This is a genomic window from Clostridium formicaceticum (assembly GCF_001854185.1).
GTDB classification, from domain to species: domain Bacteria; phylum Bacillota; class Clostridia; order Peptostreptococcales; family Natronincolaceae; genus Andreesenella; species Andreesenella formicacetica.
On sequence record NZ_CP017603.1, the window covers coordinates 581,497 to 601,319 of the forward strand.

At 36.3% G+C, this 19,823-nt stretch carries 17 protein-coding genes; 1 reads left to right on the forward strand and 16 read right to left on the reverse strand.

Annotated features, from left to right (window positions below):
* Nucleotides 1-348: 348 nt before the first annotated feature.
* From BJL90_RS02600 to trxA, 16 genes are all read right to left on the reverse strand, one after another.
* On the reverse strand, nucleotides 349-2,106 hold the full coding sequence (locus BJL90_RS02600; RefSeq protein WP_070964020.1) for an ASKHA domain-containing protein: 1,758 nt from the start codon (nucleotides 2,104-2,106) through the stop codon (nucleotides 349-351).
* Between the two features lie 57 nt (nucleotides 2,107-2,163).
* Complete coding sequence (locus BJL90_RS02605; RefSeq protein WP_070964022.1) at nucleotides 2,164-2,796, reverse strand: cobalamin B12-binding domain-containing protein; 633 nt, start codon at nucleotides 2,794-2,796, stop codon at nucleotides 2,164-2,166.
* A 19-nt stretch (nucleotides 2,797-2,815) separates the two neighbouring features.
* Nucleotides 2,816-3,724: a CobW family GTP-binding protein gene (locus tag BJL90_RS02610; protein WP_070964024.1), complete on the reverse strand. Its 909-nt coding sequence runs from the start codon at nucleotides 3,722-3,724 to the stop codon at nucleotides 2,816-2,818.
* Between the two features lie 11 nt (nucleotides 3,725-3,735).
* Nucleotides 3,736-5,118 (reverse strand): methyltransferase MtaB domain-containing protein, encoded by a 1,383-nt coding sequence (locus tag BJL90_RS02615; RefSeq protein ID WP_070964025.1) that lies wholly within the window; start codon nucleotides 5,116-5,118, stop codon nucleotides 3,736-3,738.
* A gap of 33 nt (nucleotides 5,119-5,151) precedes the next feature.
* Nucleotides 5,152-5,952: a methyltetrahydrofolate cobalamin methyltransferase gene (locus BJL90_RS02620; protein WP_070964027.1), complete on the reverse strand. Its 801-nt coding sequence runs from the start codon at nucleotides 5,950-5,952 to the stop codon at nucleotides 5,152-5,154.
* Nucleotides 5,953-6,217: 265 nt separating this feature from the next.
* The gene (locus tag BJL90_RS02625; RefSeq protein WP_070964029.1) at nucleotides 6,218-6,880 is read right to left on the reverse strand and encodes a cobalamin B12-binding domain-containing protein; all 663 of its coding nucleotides are present in this window, start codon (nucleotides 6,878-6,880) and stop codon (nucleotides 6,218-6,220) included.
* A gap of 21 nt (nucleotides 6,881-6,901) precedes the next feature.
* Nucleotides 6,902-8,236 carry a PocR ligand-binding domain-containing protein gene (locus BJL90_RS02630; RefSeq protein ID WP_070964030.1) on the reverse strand — a complete coding sequence of 445 codons (1,335 nt, stop codon included), beginning with the start codon at nucleotides 8,234-8,236 and terminating at the stop codon, nucleotides 6,902-6,904.
* A gap of 526 nt (nucleotides 8,237-8,762) precedes the next feature.
* Complete coding sequence (locus tag BJL90_RS02635) at nucleotides 8,763-9,158, reverse strand: response regulator (protein WP_070964032.1); 396 nt, start codon at nucleotides 9,156-9,158, stop codon at nucleotides 8,763-8,765.
* Between the two features lie 13 nt (nucleotides 9,159-9,171).
* A complete protein-coding gene (locus tag BJL90_RS02640; protein ID WP_070964034.1) occupies nucleotides 9,172-11,481 on the reverse strand; it encodes a hybrid sensor histidine kinase/response regulator in 2,310 nt (769 codons plus the stop codon).
* Nucleotides 11,482-11,542: 61 nt separating this feature from the next.
* Nucleotides 11,543-12,565 (reverse strand): protein-glutamate methylesterase/protein-glutamine glutaminase, encoded by a 1,023-nt coding sequence (locus tag BJL90_RS02645; protein ID WP_070964036.1) that lies wholly within the window; start codon nucleotides 12,563-12,565, stop codon nucleotides 11,543-11,545.
* Between the two features lie 16 nt (nucleotides 12,566-12,581).
* Nucleotides 12,582-13,397: a CheR family methyltransferase gene (locus BJL90_RS02650; protein WP_070972919.1), complete on the reverse strand. Its 816-nt coding sequence runs from the start codon at nucleotides 13,395-13,397 to the stop codon at nucleotides 12,582-12,584.
* A 36-nt stretch (nucleotides 13,398-13,433) separates the two neighbouring features.
* Complete coding sequence (locus BJL90_RS02655; RefSeq protein WP_070964037.1) at nucleotides 13,434-15,125, reverse strand: methyl-accepting chemotaxis protein; 1,692 nt, start codon at nucleotides 15,123-15,125, stop codon at nucleotides 13,434-13,436.
* A gap of 18 nt (nucleotides 15,126-15,143) precedes the next feature.
* A complete protein-coding gene (locus tag BJL90_RS02660; protein WP_070972921.1) occupies nucleotides 15,144-15,632 on the reverse strand; it encodes a chemotaxis protein CheW in 489 nt (162 codons plus the stop codon).
* A 14-nt stretch (nucleotides 15,633-15,646) separates the two neighbouring features.
* Nucleotides 15,647-17,728: a chemotaxis protein CheA gene (locus tag BJL90_RS02665; RefSeq protein ID WP_070964039.1), complete on the reverse strand. Its 2,082-nt coding sequence runs from the start codon at nucleotides 17,726-17,728 to the stop codon at nucleotides 15,647-15,649.
* A 190-nt stretch (nucleotides 17,729-17,918) separates the two neighbouring features.
* Nucleotides 17,919-18,512 (reverse strand): TetR/AcrR family transcriptional regulator, encoded by a 594-nt coding sequence (locus tag BJL90_RS02670; RefSeq protein ID WP_236905012.1) that lies wholly within the window; start codon nucleotides 18,510-18,512, stop codon nucleotides 17,919-17,921.
* 349 nt (nucleotides 18,513-18,861) lie between these two features.
* The gene (gene trxA / locus BJL90_RS02675; RefSeq protein WP_070972924.1) at nucleotides 18,862-19,188 is read right to left on the reverse strand and encodes a thioredoxin TrxA; all 327 of its coding nucleotides are present in this window, start codon (nucleotides 19,186-19,188) and stop codon (nucleotides 18,862-18,864) included.
* Nucleotides 19,189-19,532: 344 nt separating this feature from the next.
* Here trxA and BJL90_RS02680 point away from each other — a divergent pair, with 344 nt between their 5' ends.
* The gene (locus BJL90_RS02680) at nucleotides 19,533-19,799 is read left to right on the forward strand and encodes a metal-sensitive transcriptional regulator (protein ID WP_070964041.1); all 267 of its coding nucleotides are present in this window, start codon (nucleotides 19,533-19,535) and stop codon (nucleotides 19,797-19,799) included.
* The last annotated feature ends 24 nt before the right edge of the window (nucleotides 19,800-19,823 follow it).

Consider the following 19,823-nt stretch of genomic DNA (forward strand, 5'->3'; position numbering starts at 1 on the left):
TAAAAAATTTTTTTAAAAAATTTTTACTTTTTTTATTTACTGGCGTCATTGCGATAAAATAGCCATTTAGAGCCTATTCACTTTTTTGTCACCCTCTTATCCTCCCGTTGTTTCTTGCTTAAAAAACGTTTCCAGCTTGCAAGAGACTTCTTCTAAAGAAACGATATCTATATATAGTAGCCTCTTAGCCTTTGGCTACTAAAAACATCAAAAAAAGGGAGCTAGCGCTTAGCTAGCTCCGTCTAATGAACAACCCTGGATGTCAATGCTTAGGATATGAACTCCCTCACATTTTCCTATTTTGTCAGTTTTCATTCCAACTCTAAATAAATAAAAGGGGTTAGAGTCTTAAAAATATATATTATTAATAAAGAGGTCATTGAACTTTAAATCACTTGAAAGATTAATAGCTTTTGCCTTGTTTACGATTGCCGTTAAATATTGTTTGCAGCTTTTATCAAGGAGATATTTTACTACTCCTCCCAAACAACTATTGCCACTAATTTGTATTTTTTCTTTTAATTCTTCTGGGATCAAACCTATTCTTACTGCGCTTTCTATATTAATATTACTTCCAAATCCTCCTGCTAGATAAACACAATCTATTCCACCATAGTCCACACCATACTGCTCCATTAAGCATTTTATACCAGACCTTAATGCGGATTTTGCTAATTGAATTTCCCTTATATCTTTTTGGGTAAGTTTAATGACGCCATTCTTTTCATCTTGATACAGGATCACTTCCCCATTTAAAAATATTTCTGATAATCGTCCTGTTTTATCAATCCAACCATGTTTTAGTCCTTCTGCTACCATGTCAATAATACCAGAACCACAGAGTCCTATAGGTTTTTCATCGCCTATGGTTTTATATTGGAAGTTACCTCCATCATAGATTACTGAAGTGATTGCTCCAGTAATACATCCTGTTCCACAGGAGATATTCCCTCCCTCTAGGGCAGGGCCAGCTGCCGTGGCAGTGGCCAAGAAACCTGCCCTATTACCTATGACGATTTCTCCGTTGGTACCTATATCGATAAGCATCGTAACTTTTTCTGTTTGAAACATCTCATGGTGCAAAATTCCTGCCACAATATCTGCTCCTACGTAGGCATCTATGCCGGGAAGAAGATCAACACTGCAGTCTAATAGGTTGCTTTGCAATACTTTTTCAAAATTGTATTCCATTAGACTCAAAATGGTTGAAGTAAAAGGAAACTGTCCTAAAGACCTTGGAGAAAGTCCCAAGAGAAGGTGCAACATCGTAGTGTTTCCAGCGATAGTCGTAGAATAAATAAATCTTTTATTTATCCCGGTATTGCTTAAAAGCTTTTCTACCCCTGTTACAATATCTTTAATGATTGCAACCTTTAGTTTTTCCAAATTGCCTGTTGTAGCACTTTGAATTCTAGTGATCACATCTGCCCCATACATCCTTTGGGAATTTAATTGAGAGTAGGTTCCCTCAATTTCCCCTGTTTGCAAATCAAGGAGATGAAATCCCAGAGTAGTGGTGCCTATATCAATGGCTATGCCATAAGTTTGTATAGCTTCTTTGCTGAAAGCATCTAGGATAATGTTATCCTTTACCAGCAATTGTACAGACGATTTGTTGCTGGTTTGAACAGCATCATCCAATAAATTGGATAATGCTTTTAATCCCTTATAAGATAGCTGATAACTTTCTTGAAGTTTAGATTGAATCGCTAAGTGCATACTATTAATTTTATGCCAGTCGATATCTTCTAGAGAAATATCTACGATATGCAATCTACTATCGATTTTTCTAAACCTCCTACAAAATTCATTCACAATGATAAAGTCTTCCTCAGAAAAATCCATGGTTATTTCTAAGCCTTCTTCAGGGTAAGCTGAACAGGCAAGTCGATAGCCTTTTTCCAGTTCTTCTTTAGAAAAGTACTTTTCATCCTTTAGGGTAATCGGAAGACTTCCCTTTAAAACCTTTATCTTACATTTACCACAGGCACCCCTACCACCACAAATTGCCGATAAATAAATATCATTTTCTTGCAGCAATTGTAGTATCGTTTTCCCTTCAAGGATGCTTAACTTTTTCTGTCCCTTCGAAGTATTAACAATCATATCTATCTTCCTCTTTTCTTTAAAAAGAGCCTAGCATTTCTACAAAATGCATTCCATTTATTTGATGATTTCAGCTAATTTATCAGCAGCTTCTACTGCATCTTTGCTATAGAAATCTCCTCCAACTTCCTTTACATATTCTTCAGTTATAGGTGCACCACCTGCCATGATAATATATTTATCTCTTAAGCCTTTATTTTTAAACGCATCTACTACAGTCTTGATATAAGGCATTGTGGTTGTCAGTAAAGATGACATACAGACAACACTTGCCTGATTCTTCTCTGCTGCTTCAATAAATTGCTCCGCTGAAACGTCTACCCCTAAATCGATCACCTTATAGCCTGCACCCTTCATCATCATAGCTACTAGATTTTTTCCTATATCGTGCAAATCGCCTTTTACTGTTCCTATAACCACAGTACCCTTCGCCTTAACATTATCATTGATTAGTATCTGTTCTAAAATCTCCATACCACCGCCCATAGCTTGTGCTGCTATTAAAACCTCTGGTACGAAGATTTCTCCTTTCTTCCACTTTTCTCCTATCTCATTCATACCCTTTAATAATCCATTATTTAAAATCTCTTCCGCCTTTGCACCTTCATCTAATCCCTTCTTAATTAAGCTTTTAACCTCTTGCACTTCTCCTTTTTGTAATACATTAGAAATTTGATCATATAATGTCATATTATTCCCTCCTAATTTTTCATATTTTATTCATCAATGCTTCTTTTTCAATACTTTCCCCTATAAATATCATTTTGCCTTTTTCTATATCATTTTCAAATATTTCAATATCATAGGTGCCGTCAATATATTGAAAAACAATATTATCAGGCCTACCTAGCAGAACACCTTTGCTTCTAATGACTTTGCCATATCTCCCCTCTATGACTTCCTCCATTAGCTGCATTACTGATGCTCTATCAAAAACTCTATCCGTTTTTATGCTATAGTGATCATAATGGTGTTTTAGCTTAGAGGCTTCCTTCTTATTGAGCCGACCATAGTCACATTGAATATGACCTAATATTTCAAGAATATCCTCATTGCTATAGTGATGCCATGGCTCTTTGTAAACCTGAGCCTTTGGATTTATTTGTTTTAGCTGATGGATTACCTTTTTTTTCTCTTCTTCTTTGATATATTGTACTTTGCTCAATACAAGCTTCGATGCCGATAGAATTTGCTTTTCTAAAAAGAGGCTTATAGGATGATCATGCTTCGTGAAATAGATGCTATCTACGATCGTAATAAGATTATTTATTTTATACTTATCGGCAAGTCTTTCTTGCGCCAATAATTCTATTGCCTCTTGTATTACAAATATACCTGAAGGTTCTAGTACCACTCTGTCTGGCACTATATCTTCTGCTATTTTTAGGAGTGTCGATGCAAAGTCCTCCTTTAAGGAACAGCAAAGACATCCTTTTGTTATTTCATAAAGTTCATAGTCTTCTTGCTGTACTAAATCACCATCTATACCGACATCACCAAATTCATTAATGACAATCACTACTTTTTCTTCTTCTTTTTCAAAAGCCTGCAATAATCTTTTTATAAAAGTTGTTTTTCCGGCCCCTAAAAACCCCGAAATGATATCTAATTTGATCATCCTTTTTCACCTTATAGGTCGTATTTTTTAGGATCGAACTTAGTGATGATAGCACATTCTTGAATCATTTCCTTGATGAATGCATTCTCATCATCCCCAATTGCATTTAATTGTTGTTCTACCCTATCCAACCAAGGTACTTCTCTATTTTCTATAATAACTTTACCTGCCGCAAGACCTTCTTTTAATTCCTTGATAGTAGCTAATGCCGCCCTCTTTGTTCTCAAGAAGTGACCTTCTTCTTTAACGATTTCTTTAGAAATATTTAATACTATATCTGGGCGTAATACATATGCCTGTGGGTCATACTTACTATCAGAGTCAGCAAGTAGGTCTCGCATCAATTGACTATGTCCCCTTTCAGCTGCCAGATTCATTAGTCTACAATCATAAATTAATTGCTCCATTGAAACAGTAGGTGCCATACCACCAAGTAATTTAATATTTTGAACAGATTCATTACTCCATACATCTGCTAAAGCTGCTGCTATATTACCAACAGGACTTAAGTGAGCTACTGCACTGGTTTTACCCTCCATAGAAATAGGACATCCTGTTATTGCTTTGATATATACGCCTTCGTAACCACAATCTTTATCTGGACCTTGTGCTCCAGCTTCAAAGGCGATCAAACTTCTAACAGCTGACATGACACGAATAATAGCGGAAAAAACTTTTGGTACATAGCCTTTGTCTGCTAAAACCATGGCGGTATTTGCAAAACCACATGCTGTATCTCCAGCAGCTATGGTATTGGTTTTATCAGCTATCGATACAATTTTTGTCCAAAGCTTTGTCATATCCTTAGCACCTAGAACCCCTAGCCCAAATAGTGCCTTCTTTATATCACAGTACATAATAGCCTCGTCATGGATATCCTTACCACCTATAGACTCTATAGATAAGAAGTCTGACCCAGCCTTCGCACCTTCTTCAAATAACTCCATAATAGCATCCCAGTATTCGCCCCTCCACATATGAGGTGATTTTTGATCTTCACGAATATCTACTGGTGTAAGACGGATGCTTCCCTTTAAACCATAGTTACTTTCATATTTGTCGATGACTTCTCTTACTACCTTAACAATTTCCACACCCCATTTTGGATTGTAGGTGGCTGGTGGAAGCATTTCTATTTCTGCTATATAACCTAAAGCCTTTAATTCATGGGCTCTTTTGCAGGCATCTTCCATAATCTCTGTGTACTGGGTTAATACTTTTGGCATGGTTTCCTGGGAAACCTCCATGGTAGGTAGTGTAAAGTTTAGTTCAGGTAAAACAACACCACCGCCAATTTCTAATCCATTTTTAGTTTTTACAGGGTATAGGGATTTTCCATATACAAAACTATTTAAATCCTTATAGCAAACATCTTTAAAACTTTTTTTCAACATGCTTATTTCCCCCTTTTAACTTTTTTACTTTTACTATACTTCTAATAAGCCAGCCCTAAAAGCTTTTAAATAATTCATTGTAAATTGGTCTTTATTCAGTAATGCCTCTGCCGCTACAATCATTGCCATCATCTGTTTGTTTCCAGGATCTAGGATAGCACCGTCTAATCCTGCCATCATGCATAGAACTAAAAATGTATAATTCAATAAGCCTCTCTTAGGTAATCCGAAGGAAATATTACTTAGTCCACACATAAAATGAATCTCCGGATAAGCTTCCTTAATACCTTTGATACTATCTAATGCTACAATACCCATGTTACTGGAAGTGCTGATGGGTTGAATTAGTGGATCAATATAGATATCTTCTATAGGCACCCCATCTTTACTTAGCCTGTCTATTAGGTTTTTGCCGATGGCTACTCTTGTTTCTGTATCTTCAGGTATTCCACTTTCGTCATTCATTGTCAGTGCTACAACATTGCTTTTGTACGCCTTTACCAAAGGTACAATTTTGTCATATCTACTTTTTTCGGCTGTAATAGAATTTATCATAGCCTTGCCCTTGTGAACCTTAAGCGCCGCTTCGATAGCTGCAGGGTTAGGACTGTCAATACAACAAGGTTTATCTACCACCTGTTGAACTGTTTCTACTAACCATGGTAGCGCTTCAACTTCTTCATTAACCAAAGTACCACAATTTACATCAATATAATCTGCCCCATTTTTATCCTGCTCTACAGCCCGCTGCTGAATAAATGCTACATCTCTGCTTTTGACTGCTTCTTTTACACCCTTTAAACTGGTATTAATTTTTTCTCCTACAATAATCATCGTATTCTCCCCCTCCTTCAAATCAGCATATCCAGTCCTTTATCCCCCCTAAACAGCTTCTAAAGCTTTCGTTTGATGACAGAATTGTCTAACAACTCCTTGCTTTAATCATACTAAAAAAAACCTGTACTGTCTCTGGAGGATTAGTATAATTTTGGGTAATATCTTGCTCTTCCATTTTTATCCTAAATATGAAAAAAAATCCAAAGTTAATGGTATAAAACTTTGGATTTCTTGTATAGCTAATTCCTTTTTCCTACTGTTCCTAACTAACTGTAAAAAGTTCTACCTTCTCTCCTACTAAAGCATTAACAACTTCAATAGCACTAAATGAGTCTGCCGCATAAGCATCGGCCTCAACTGCCATAGCGAACTCAGGTGTTACCGGTGCTCCCCCAATAATGATTTTCACCTGCTGCCTTAATCCCTTTTCCTTTAAAGCCATCACTACCTTGCCTAGCTCTCCCATCGTCGTAGTTAAGAGTGCGGACATTGCCAAAACATCCGGCTTATGCTTGTGGACGGCAGTAATAAAATCAGTAGCCGGTACATCAATTCCTAAGTCAATTACCCTATATCCTGCTCCCTTTAGCATCATAGAAACCATATTCTTTCCGATATCATGTAAGTCTCCTGCAACAGTGCCGACAACAACAATCCCTTTGGAGGTTTCATTAGAAAGAGACAAAATAGGTTGTAGGACATATAAACTAGCATGCATCGCCCTTGAAGACATCAAGACATCTGGTATAAAGATTTCTCCCTTATAGAACTTCTGACTGATGGATTGCATCGTAGGCAGCAATCCTTGTTGAATAATTTTCTTAGGTTTTACACCATAGGCTAAAGCTAACTCTGTTTTTTCCTTAACCTGTTGAGCATCCCCATCCATTAAACCCTGTTTTATTTCAGTAATAATCTTATTCATCTTTCTACCACCTCCATTTTTCTATGCCTGACGCCTAAATTGTGTAGGGGACATCCCCTCATTACGGCGAAATACCTTTGAAAAATAACTGGCATCGCTATAGCCTAGCCTTTCTGCAATCTCATCTATTTGATATCTAGGATTCCTCAGTAGCTTTTTGGCTTCTTCTAATTTTACTTTTGTTACATAATCCATCACTGTCATATTTTGGTTTTCCTTAAAAATACGACTAACATAATAAGGGCTAAGATATACCGAAGCAGCTATTTCTTCCAGCGTTAAACTTTTATCGTGATTGTTTCTAATAAACCTCTTAATCCCCTGAATCACTAAATGATTCTTTGTCATTTGATTACTTTGAACCGCCTGAAGATAGCGTTCTAATGCCTTTACAGCCGCCAAATCTATTTCTTCAATAAGATTAAATCTATTCACATCCTGCAAAAACTCTGCACTTATTTCCAATGCCTGATTTAAGTCAGCACCGCCCTCTACAGATGCCCGGGATAGGATCACGCCCAACTCTAAAACCCGTGCCTTTATGGTAGGAAGCTTTGCTGCTCCTGCGATAAATATGTCTGCCAGCAATACTCTGAAAATCTTTTTTGCTTTATCCAAATCTCCTAGCTTTACTTTACTAATTAATTCTTTTTCCTTTTCTAGAGAATAGTTTAAGCTCAAGCTTTGAGCATTAAGTTTTTCTTCTAAGCATTTTCTATTCTGAATTTCCTCATTTAACAAGGATTGTTGCAGTGCAATTTCCTGCCGATGACGCAAATTTTCCCATCCAGCCTTCATAATATAATTTGCAGTTACAAAGAGTAAGTCTGCAGCACCCTGCACCTTTTTACCAGATATGACCTTCAGCTCTTTAGCAGCATCAAATAACAGGTCGAAATCATCTGTTAGTATCTTATTCATCTGCTTTAACTCTATCCAGAAAAACTCTTCAGGTTCCCACATCAATACCTGGCCACATATAATAGATCCTAGATGTTGTCCATCTATTATAATGGGGGCAGCCCATTCTATCAATCCCGAAGGACATCTGAAAATATAGGGTTCTCCGAATATAGCAGCCTGCCTTCCAGCTCTAGCATAGGCTCCTCTACACCGTTGCAGTCCCCTTTGCCGCTGCATCTTCCAAATCAAAAGACAAAACTTACAACTCTTCTGAGCATCTTCTTTTGAAAAAATAGATTTTCCCTCAGTATCCACTATATTTGCTGTTAAACCTGTAGCTTTTGTAAAAGCATCCAAAATTTTTTTGAGAACGTTTTTATCTACTAGCTGCAGTAAATTTTTCCTACTACAAGAATGATCATCTTGCCATTGTTGTTTCTTCTTTTGACCCATAAAATTCCCCCTGCCTTTATTAGGTGATATGGTTATGTGATAGATAAAGCATTCAAACAAAAACTCCACAAGATACTTCCCTTATTAACAACGCAGAGATCTCTTTACTTAGTTTTGAAAATATTTCAATGAATTTTTATTGATAAATCAAGGAATCCGGTAGGCTTATACACTTACTTGCTACATATAAGTCCAAATTTTAAAACCGTAATTCATATATAAAACATTCCTTATACTATTTATATGCCATTTATTGGTTTTTTTACAGGTACTATCTTGATATTTTTTGTACTATCCTGCCCTATTTGGAAAAACTATACTATTTTTTAATTATATAGTTAAAACTTCTTATAAATCAATAGCTTCATTTTTGAAAGCTCAATAGAATAGGCTATCAAAACAATGAAAATCTTGGTAAAATTTTCCTAAAACTATTCCTGATGTTTTGTTGCCTTAAGGGTTCCTATGACCTTGCTTTCAATGCAAAAGACCCTATCTCTGCTCTTTAGCATAGATAGGGTCTTTTTTATGAAATTAACTTCAGTTTTTTCATTACTTCTACCAATTTTTCAGTATCAATCGGTTTTGAAGCATAAGCTTCACATCCTATGTTGAAGGCATTTTGAACATACTCTGTCTCTGCCAGTGCAGTAGTCATAATAATCTTTGTACGTTTCTCAGCTGGGATTCTTTTTTGTACTTCATAATCTCTGATGGCCTTTAAAACTTTGACACCATCCACCTTTGGCATCATAATATCTAAACATATAAGGTCATAGGGCTCATCATCCTTAATCGCCAAGAGATAAGCATCTAACGCTTCAAGACCATCCACGACCTGATCTATCTCTCCATACTGGGACAAAAATTTAGCTAAAAATCGTCTACTGGCTAAATCGTCTTCCGTAATTAAAATTCTCATATACACCCCCCTTTCAATTTGATATTGTGGATTTTTTATAAGTTTCGAAGGCATGCTCTATTTGTAGTACATGCATAATAGCTTCCTGTAGATTGCCTCTTCGAATAGCAAGCTCTATCCTAAAGGCGGTGCTCTTGATTTCTTCAGCATCTACTGCATCCGACAATTTTTTTATTTTGTGGGCCTGTTTTTCAATGGCTTCTAGGTCACTACTGTCTAATGCTGTCTTAAGGTTTTGAATGTGTGTTGCAATCTTTTTTATGAAAATAATTCTATCTTCATAAACTTTTTCTTCTTTGATGCCTGCAAATACAATTTTATCGTTATCGTCGATTCGAACATCATTAAACCTTTGAAAATTAGCTTGATTTTCCTTATTTGTTGTGATCCTATCAATCATATGGAATAATTCTTGCGTTTCTATGGGCTTTGAAATATATTCATCCATCCCTAACAGCATAAATCTTTCTCTATCTCCCTTCAGAGCATAAGCAGTCAATGCAATAATTGGTGTGTATCTATCAAGCGCAGCTTCCTTTTCTCTTATACGTTTTGTAGCTTCAATGCCATCTATTTCAGGCATTTGTATATCCATAAGAATCAAATCATATCTCTTATCCCCATACATCATCAATACTTCTTTCCCATTGTTTGCAACATCAACAACATGTCCTCTTTTCTCCAATATCTTTTTGATAACAACTTGATTTACACCATCATCTTCAGCCAACAAAATTTGTTTGCAATCTGAAGAGGGAGGAATCATAGGTTCTTGTTTATATTCTTCTATTATCTTTTTTGCCTGCTTAAACTTAGCTGTAAAATAAAAAGTACTACCTTGATTCTCTTTACTCTCTACCCATATGCGCCCACCCATCATTTCAACCAGTTGCTTAGATATAACAAGTCCTAAGCCTGTGCCTCCATGCTTTCTGGTAACAGATCCATCAATCTGACTAAATGCTTTAAAAAGTCTCGGCTTATCTTTTTGTGCTATACCCCTTCCAGTATCAGCTACAGCAAATTTTAATGCTATATCATCCTCTGTAACCTCAAGTGTTTTTACCGACACCGTAAGCCCACCCTTTTCCGTAAACTTAATGGCATTGTGAATCAGATTATTGAGTATCTGTTGTAATCTGTTGGGATCACCTGTTATGGTAGCTGGTATATCAGCAGAAAAACTATAATTCATCTCTAAACCCTTATTTTTTGCCACATGTGTATGGGCTTTCGTTAGCCCTTCTATCAACTGTTTGATATCAAAGTTAATACTTTGAAAGCTTAGCTTGCCCGCCTCCATCTTGGAAAAATCTAAGATATCATTGATAATGTTTAAAAGAGAACTGGCACAGGATTTTGCTACAATCAAATTCTCCCGCTGTTCTTGACTTAAGTCCGTAAGAAGCGTAAGGTCAATCATTCCTATCATGCCATTAATAGGCGTACGAATTTCATGGCTCATATTGGTAAGAAATTCACTTTTTGACGCATTGGCAGCTTCTGCTTCCTCTTTAGCCCTTCTTAATTGATTTTCACTAGACTTTCTTTCTGTTATATCTCTAGCTAAAGAAAAAATATATTTTTTTTCATTCATTTCAATATAATGAGCACTCACCTCTACAGGTATTTCTCTGCCATTTTTTGCAGTATGCACTGTTTCAAAGATATGATGTTTTTTCAAAATAATCTGTTGCATTATATAAGTACAATACTTTTTGCTTTTACTCTGATTTAAATCTGTTATATCTAGCCCTAACATTTCTTCTTTTGTGTAGCCCAAACGTTTACACATGATTTCATTTACTTCAACAATCCTGCTGAGCTTTTCGCTACCTTCTCTGATTTCATGGAGATAACACCCGTCCGTTGCTGCATTAAAAAGCCCTCTATACTTTTCTTCACTTTCTCTTAAAGCTTCTTCTACTTGTTTCCTTTTAGTAATATCACGGAATACCACGACGACCCCGTGAATACTTTGATCTTCTAGTTTTATAGGAGAACAACTTGCAGATACATAGCTTTTTTTACCCTCCTTTGAAACAAGCGTAGAGTGATTCTTTAAACCTATGGCAGTTCCTGCCTGAAGCACTCTAGCAACTAAGTCCATGACCTCATTGGTATGTATATTGACTATGGGAAATACTTCGTCAATAGATTGCCCTAATGCTTCCTCCACCGCCCATCCAGTAAGACCTGCGGCTGATGCATTCATATAAAGGATTGTACCCTTCAGATCCGTTGCTATCACGCCATCGCCAATACAAGCTAAAGTTGTAAGCAGAAATTCATTCATTTCTCCTGTGGTTAACTCTTTATTCATTTATACATCACCTTCAGTTTCTTTTGTCATCATTGGTAGAGATCATATTATGAAATACCGCCTAATCGATGAGAGAATAAATGTATTGAGGCATTTTTAAAAGAGACATTTGTTTTTCCACAGCGCCTATGTCAAAAGCTACCTTCGGCATACCATAAACAACAGAGGAAGGTGCATCTTGTCCAATGGTCCTTGCTCCCTTTCGTCTCATAGCAAGCAGACCCTGGGCGCCATCATAGCCCATTCCGGTTAAAATTATTCCAATGCCTAAAGAACCGGCTTCCTTTGCAACAGATTTAAAGAGAATGTCTACAGAAGGGCAGTGGCCATTCACTTTTTCGTCTTTGAAACACTCTATTTTATATCTTCCTGCAACTTTCTTGATCCTCATATGCTGATCTCCCGGAGCAATAAAGACTTTTCCTTCTGTTATATAATCGCCACTCTGTGCTTCCTTAACAGAAAGGGCTATTGTGTTATTAAGTCTTTCTGCAAACATCCTAGAAAAAACTGGTGGAATATGTTGCACAATCACAATTCCTGGCATCTTCTCTGGAAAAGACTTTAATAGATGATAAATTGCCTCTGTACCCCCTGTAGAAGCGCCAATGGCAATAACTTTTTTCACATCTACTTCCTTCGTCTGTGATCCATGCCCTATAACAGCGTTTTCGGGTTGTAGAATTTTGGCATCTGCGGCAGTTATTATTTTTTCTATTAATTCATTGATAAATTTTTCTACATTTTTAGCAATACGCATATCAGGCTTACTTACAAAGTCAACCGCCCCCACCTTCATAGCATCAAATACCGCTTGGCTCACAGTACTAACAACAATAGTAGGCAGGGGATATTGAGGTAGCAGCCTTCTTATAAATTCAATGCCATTCATTTTTGGCATTTCTACATCACAGGTCATTACATCTGGTTTATATTTAAGAATTTTATCTCTTGCATCAAAGGGATCGGTAGCTGTAGCAACAACTTCTATAGATGGATCAGAAGAAATTCCTCTTGATAATATTTCCCTAGACATGATGCTATCATCAACGATCAATACCTTGATTCTTTTCTTATGCCTCATATGTCACCTCTTTAATTTATACCTTCCTATAAACAGCTGGCATAATATATTTGAATCTAGTCTCAGCCCTATGAATAGATTCTGCATGACCTATAAATAAATAGCCTCCAAATTCTATCTTATCGTAAAATTTGTTTACTAACTCCATTTTGGTTTTATGATCAAAATAAATCATTACATTTCTACAAAAAATCACATGAAACTTCTTCTTAAAAGGAAAGACCGCATCCATGAGATTAAACCTTCTATAAATCACTTCATTCCTTATCGTATCTTTAAGAACAGCTTTTTCCCCATCTTGTTTTTTAAAATAAGTATTCCTCCAAGAAGAGGGCAAAGAAGCAAGCTCCTCATTGCTATAAATACCACACTTCGCCCTATCTAAAACCTTATTAGAAATATCCGTAGCTAAAATTTTTGCATCCCAAAATTTTTTCTCCTTTCCGAAGAATTCATCGATTATCATTGCCAAGGTATAAGGTTCTTCCCCTGAGGAACACCCTGCACTCCATATCCTCAAATCCTTGTCCCTCACTGTACTTACAAGCGAAGGCAGCACCTTATCTCTAAAATAATAAAAGTGCTGAACTTCCCTCATAAAAAAGGTATGATTGGTGGTGATTTTATTGATTAATGTTGTTACTGCATGCCCTGATTGATCGGTGGTGATATACTCATAATACTGAGAAAAACTTTTAAAATTCTTCTGTGCCAGTACATTATATAACCTAGCTGTAACAAGAGACTGTTTTTCTTTTTTCAGCCAAATCCCATAGTTTGCATAAATGTATTCTGTCAACTGTTTAAACTCTTTTTCTGTAATAGGAATCATCACTCCCACCTACCTTTACTCCTTGCTGCGTATCTTTTAATATTTACCAAACTCTCCATCACTTAATGCTATCTTGGAGATGGTTTCTTGTCCGCTTCCCTTTTTTCTCTCCCTCATATCTTCCAATGCCTCTAGTATCTCTGGATTCATTTCTTCCATTCCTCTATAGGCAGTAGCCTTATTTCTTTTTAATTGAAACTTACTAATTTGTTGTTTCAGAAGTTCTGCTTGACTAGCCAACTCTTCACTGGCAGCAGCACTCTCTTCTGCGGTAGCAGAGTTCGTTTGAATTACTTCTGATATTTGGCTAATACCTTGGCTCACTTGGTTAATCCCTGCATCCTGTTCATTAGAGGCAAGGGCTATATCCTTTACCAAATGAGCTACTTCTGCTACATCCTTTACAATTTTATTTAAGGCAGCAGCAGTTTCATTTGCTATATTTGTACCACCCTCTACCTTTTTAATGGATCCTTCAATCATAGCCGTTGTCTCCTTAGCTGCATTGGCACTTCTAGCAGCAAGATTCCTCACCTCTTCCGCCACTACTGCAAATCCCTTACCATGCTGCCCTGCCCTGGCAGCTTCAACCGCTGCATTTAATGCAAGAATATTTGTCTGGAAGGCAATTTCGTCAATTACTTTAATGATTTTAGAAATATTACTGGAGGCATCATTAATTTCTTCCATGGCTTTGAGCATTTCCTGCATTTGATGATTCCCTTGCGTAGCATTTGATTCAGCAGTTTCTGCTAATTGATTTGCACTATCTGCATTCAGGGCATTTTGTCTGGTTTGAGCAGAAATTTCTTCTAGGGAAGCTGTTAATTCTTCAATGGAACTTGCCTGTTCCGTAGCCCCTTCGGATAAGGCCATGCTGGAGTCCGACATTTGTTTGGAACCAGATGCAACCTGCTCTGAAGCTGCACTGATATTTGTCATGACTTCATTGATATTTTCAGTCATGGTCCTAAAGGCCTCCGCTAATATGCCTACCTCATCTTTCGTATGTATATTGATCATGACATTAAGATCTCCTTCAGCAATTCGGTTGGCACCCTCTACGATTTCAGCAATCGGCTTGCTAATCTTATTAGCGATAAATAACCCTAGTCCTATGGCCAGCAGTATTCCTAGAACAATGACAGCCATCATTATCATGGATTGCTTTCTGTAGTCTGCTGTATTTTGTTGAACCGTCAGGGCAGCAGTATTGATATTTTCTTCTATTAATCTTTCTATGCCTTGCTCTACCCTTTCTCTAGCTGCAGCAAATTCACCAATTCTTGCTTCTGCTTCTTCGAACCTTTCAGTTTGTATCATCCCTATATGTTCGGTTCGAATGTTTCGATAACTGGTAAGGTCATTCTTTAAGTCATTAAACAAACTTCTGACTTCATTTGATTGAATGGTGGATTCAAATTCAGTAAGAATCCTATTACTTTCTTCTGTTAAACGGTTTATTGTGTCTACTCTCTGCTGAAATCTTGACTTATCCCCTTCATATAGCATTAAAAGATATTCCGACCGAACGCTAAGTACTGCTTTTTGAATTTGGGTTAATTGTTGTGCAGGTAGAAAATCGTTTTCATAGATCCCTCTTCCTCTGCTGTCAATAGTACGCATATTATTAATGCCTATGACGCCCACAACACCGATCAAAAGCGCTATGATAATAAAACTACTTACTAATTTTACCCTTATTTTTAAATTGCTTATCCATCTCATTCTTTACTCCCCCTTGAATTATTGAATACTTGCTAGGTTTTCTGTTTCTTCATTGCTTAAAAGTTCATCACAGTCCAAGATAAGCTTTACTTCGCTATCTACCTTCCCTATTGCTCTAATATATTTATTGCTCTCTCCATTTAACTGGGGCGGCTGAAGAATATTCTCTTCAGAAATAGAAAGCACTTCTGATACAGTATCAACAATCATTCCTACGGATATATCCTTAACGTCAATAACGATAATGCAAGTCCTATCATTGTATTCTCGGAAGGGTTTTTTAAATCGAAGTCTTACATCCATCACGGGAATGATCTTGCCCCTTAGATTAATAATTCCCTTGATATACTCAGGAAGCTGTGGAATCTCTGTTATCAGTTGTATTCCTATGATTTCAATAACATACTTTATATCGATTCCATAAAATTCATTTCCTAAAGAAAATGTTAGAAACTTATCCTTTTGGGTATCCTCCTCTGCGATTTCCTGCGCTAAATTTTCTGCCATCCCTACATCCCCTCTCATTTTATAAAATTATTCTCATCCTTCCCTTTGCGCTTGAAGTTAATAAGACCTGCTATATCAAGAATCAAACTAATGTTCCCATCCCCTAGCAATGTACATCCCGCCAATCCTCCAATCTTTTTAATGTTTTTTATGTAGGTAGGAAGTGGTTTGACAACCACCTGCTGCTGACCTAATAGTTCATCTGCAAAAATACATACGCTTTTATCATCCTGCTCCACCATAATCAAAATTCCTTCAGTGAGCTTCTCCGTTTCCGTTTTTAGACCATATATCTGATGAAGCCGAAGAATTGGATAACATTGGCTTCGAATCATAATCATTTCATTGCCATCAGGGTCTTTTATAATATCCTCCTCTTTTGGCCTAAAGGATTCCTTAATATTCATGATGGGTAAGGTGTACCTGGAAGTACCTACTCTAATGTTCATGCCATCTATGATTGCTAAAGTGATGGGAATTTTTAAGGTAATTATCGTGCCTTTGTCCTCTATACTGTCTACGGATATAGAACCACCAATCGTTTCAATGTTTTTCGTCACGACATCCATTCCCACACCCCTACCAGAAAATTCTGTTATACTATCTTTGGTAGAGAAACCAGGCAACAATATGAGATTATAGATTTCCCTATCCCTCATTTCGTCTTCTACCTTAGATAATAGTCCATTTTCTTTCGCTCTTTGAAGAATTTTATGTTTATTCAAGCCCTTTCCATCATCCTTTACGATAACCAGCACATCACTGCCAGCATTTTTCGCTTCCAGTGTGACAATAGCCCGTGGTGCTTTACCTTTTTTCTCCCTTTCTTCAGGGGTCTCAATACCATGATCAATAGCATTTCGTACAAGATGCATCAAAGGGTCAGAAATGTGCTCTATAATATTTTTATCTACTTCAGTCTCTTCACCAATAATCTCCAGAACGACTTCCTTATCAAGCTTTTTAGACATATCCCTCACAATACGGTGCATTTTGTGGAAAGTAGCCGAAAGAGACACCATGCGAATCGACATCACCACATCCTGCAACTCATTGGTGATTTTATGAAGCTGCGCTGCAGCTTTATGAAAATTATCAAGATTCAAATCTCGCAAATCAGGATTTTGTATAACCATTGCCTCTGCAATCACCATTTCTCCCATTAAGTCCATAAGTTTGTCTAACTTTGTCACACTTACACTAATCATGTTTTGCTGTGTAGCAGTGTTTTTTGTCTCTTTTTCCTGCAACTTTGGTACTTTAATGACCTGGTCCTCTAATAGAATATTTTTAGGTTCTACAGAGGAATAAAATTCTTCATCGTCCTGTAGCTCGGTAAGCTGTAATTCCTTAAGGAAGATGGTCTGCATAAGAAGTTCATACACTTCTTCATAAGTTTTATTTGTCTTTAACAAAAGTTTAAAACCCTTTTCTCTAATCACTTCACTACTATTATTATTGTCGATAATGTCCTGTGGAAAATGACAAAATTCTTGCGTGATCTCCTGAATATTGTGGATCACAGTATAGGCCCGTATGTTTTCCATTTCACAACCTTCCTCAAAGTGTATGATTGCTCGAAACACATTGGTATTAAAAGGAGCTGCTATCTTCTCCTGTCGAATATAGTATTGCTGCTTTCTATCAGCATTTTTCTGTACTTCTTCAACTTGCGAAAAGGAATTCTCTTGTTTTAGAAGCGCTAAAAAATCCTCTATATTACCAATAAGGATCGATGCGTCGCCATTCGCATCATCCCCATTTTTGATTTTTTCTATTTCTACCTTAATAAAATCAACACCCTCTAGGACTAAATCACAAAGCATAGAACAATCAAGCTGCTGAAGCTTTTCTTCCCGCAAAAAAAAGAATAGATCTTCAATAGAATGGGCAAGTGCAGAAATATTATTAAATAACATCATGGCAGAAGAACCTTTAATGGTGTGCATGATACGAAAAATTTCATTAATATCAGCTTCGTTATAACAGCTTGCCTTTTCACTACATAAAATGGACTGCTCAAGCTGTGTTATAAGCTGAACGGTTTCGAATATAAACATGTCCAACATAGGTTCATAATAAGACTGATCGGACAAAACAATCGCCCCCTAGCGTTATTTTTTATATCTATATCACAAGCATTAACTTAACCTTGTTATTTCCAAAATTCCCTCATGCACTGTCATTTTCTTAATTCTAAGATCCTTCGACTCCGCTTTGCTCCCCTCAGGATGACAAATTATGGCTTAAGTTAACACTAAAATTACGTTTCATTTTATTTACAAATTAATTTGCAGCGTACTTAATAAAAACATCTAAAATCATTTTTAATGTTGATAGAACTTGCTCCTTTAGAGAAAAACTATATCTCTCCATCCGCCACTTTAAGCAGATTGTTCTATAAGAACCAACCATTATTATTGCTAACTTTTCAGCATCGACATCAAAAGAGATAGCCCCTTCTTCTTGCGCTTCCCTGACGAACCTCTCCATTGCCTTAATACGAGTAATAAAAATTTTCTTTATTGTTCCAGCCAGCTCAGAATTATTGTTCAATATATCGTATACTTGTGTAATAGCTGTGATCGCAGGATAGTTTTCATAATAGGTAGTATAAGCCTGTATAAAGTAATTAATCGCTTCAACCCCTCTTATTTTTTTGAGCTCAATAGATTTAATAATATCTTCATCATATTGCGAGTAATGATCTAACACCGCAAGAATTAACTGATTTTTGCTTCCAAAATGTTTGAATATAGTACTTTCTGATATCCCTTGTCTTCTCGCTACCTCTCTGGTTGAAAACCCCTGTATGCCATACTCATCTATCACTTCAATGGTAGAGAGAATAATTCTTTCTTTTCTGTGTAACAATTCCAATATGTATCTCACCTCCGAAGTAAGTAACTACTCACTCTCTTTAAATTTATTGTACATGGGGAAACATTTTTTGTCAATTATTGTATTTTTTTCTTTTATTACGTAAAAATTTGTATATTATTAAAAAATAAAGGACTTGTGTTTCGAACACAAGTCCTTTATTTCTTAATAAGGCAGATAAAAAAAGTTTAATTCAGTTGTACAATGAATTAATGTAGTGGCAAAACTCAAATATACACCCTTGTTTTATTCCAAGGATTTACAATGCTAAAAGGCCTTCCAGCGAAAAAATTCTAAGCATTGCATAAATCCAGTAAAATATTTAATTTTTCAAGAAAAATTACTTCTACTAATCCCAATAGATAAACTTCCTGATCATTGCTTCGATATTTTCAGGCGTAGCATTCTCATTTGTTAATTCTTCTAATTTTACACCTCTGCCATAAACAGCAATTGTAGGTAGGCCCAGCACTTTCTCCTTAATAGCAAGTCTTCTAGCCTTTGTAGTTTCTAATTTACAGAATTTCATATTGTCTTTGTACTTCTCCGCCAGTTCTATGATAGAAGGCATTAAGGCTTTGCAGGGCTCACAGCTTTCACTCCAATAATCCACCAAAACAAAGCCATCAGCTTCTAGCACTTCTGCTTGAAAATTATCTTTATCTACTTCTAACAACATCTTTCTCAGCTCCTTTTCTTATAGTTTTTAGAAACTTTCTTCTTAATCCAGTTATAAAATTAAATTACACTATGTAATGCTTAGGTTATAGATATATAATTTTTTGTTTTTATAAGATTTCAAATATTTATATATCATATAATTTAAACCTTGTCAACTACAGTAATAAAATGAGATTAAATTTAGAGGAATCTTAGCAATAGACCGAAGAAAGAGAATAAGTTTCCTAGCTTTTTCTTTTAGGTATAATTATACTTTATCAGTGTTGACACTTATTGGATAATGAATTACAATTTAATCATGCCCCATGGGGGGATAGGGGATATAAAGGAGGTGAAACCTTGGCTGATTGTTATGATATAAAAAGTGTTTGTAATCGACTGTCAAAAATAGAAGGTCATGTGAAAGGTATTAAAAAGATGGTAGAAGAAAAAAGGCCTTGTGAAGATATCCTTACGCAAATAGCTGCTATTGAATCTGCCATACACAGAGTTGGTCAGATTGTCTTAGAAGATCACTTAAAAGGCTGTGTCATCAATGGGATTAAAGAAGGCAAAGAGGAGGAAACGATAAAAAAATTAAAATCTGCTCTCAGTAAGTTTATTTAAAACTACATTGTGAATGTGATAAGG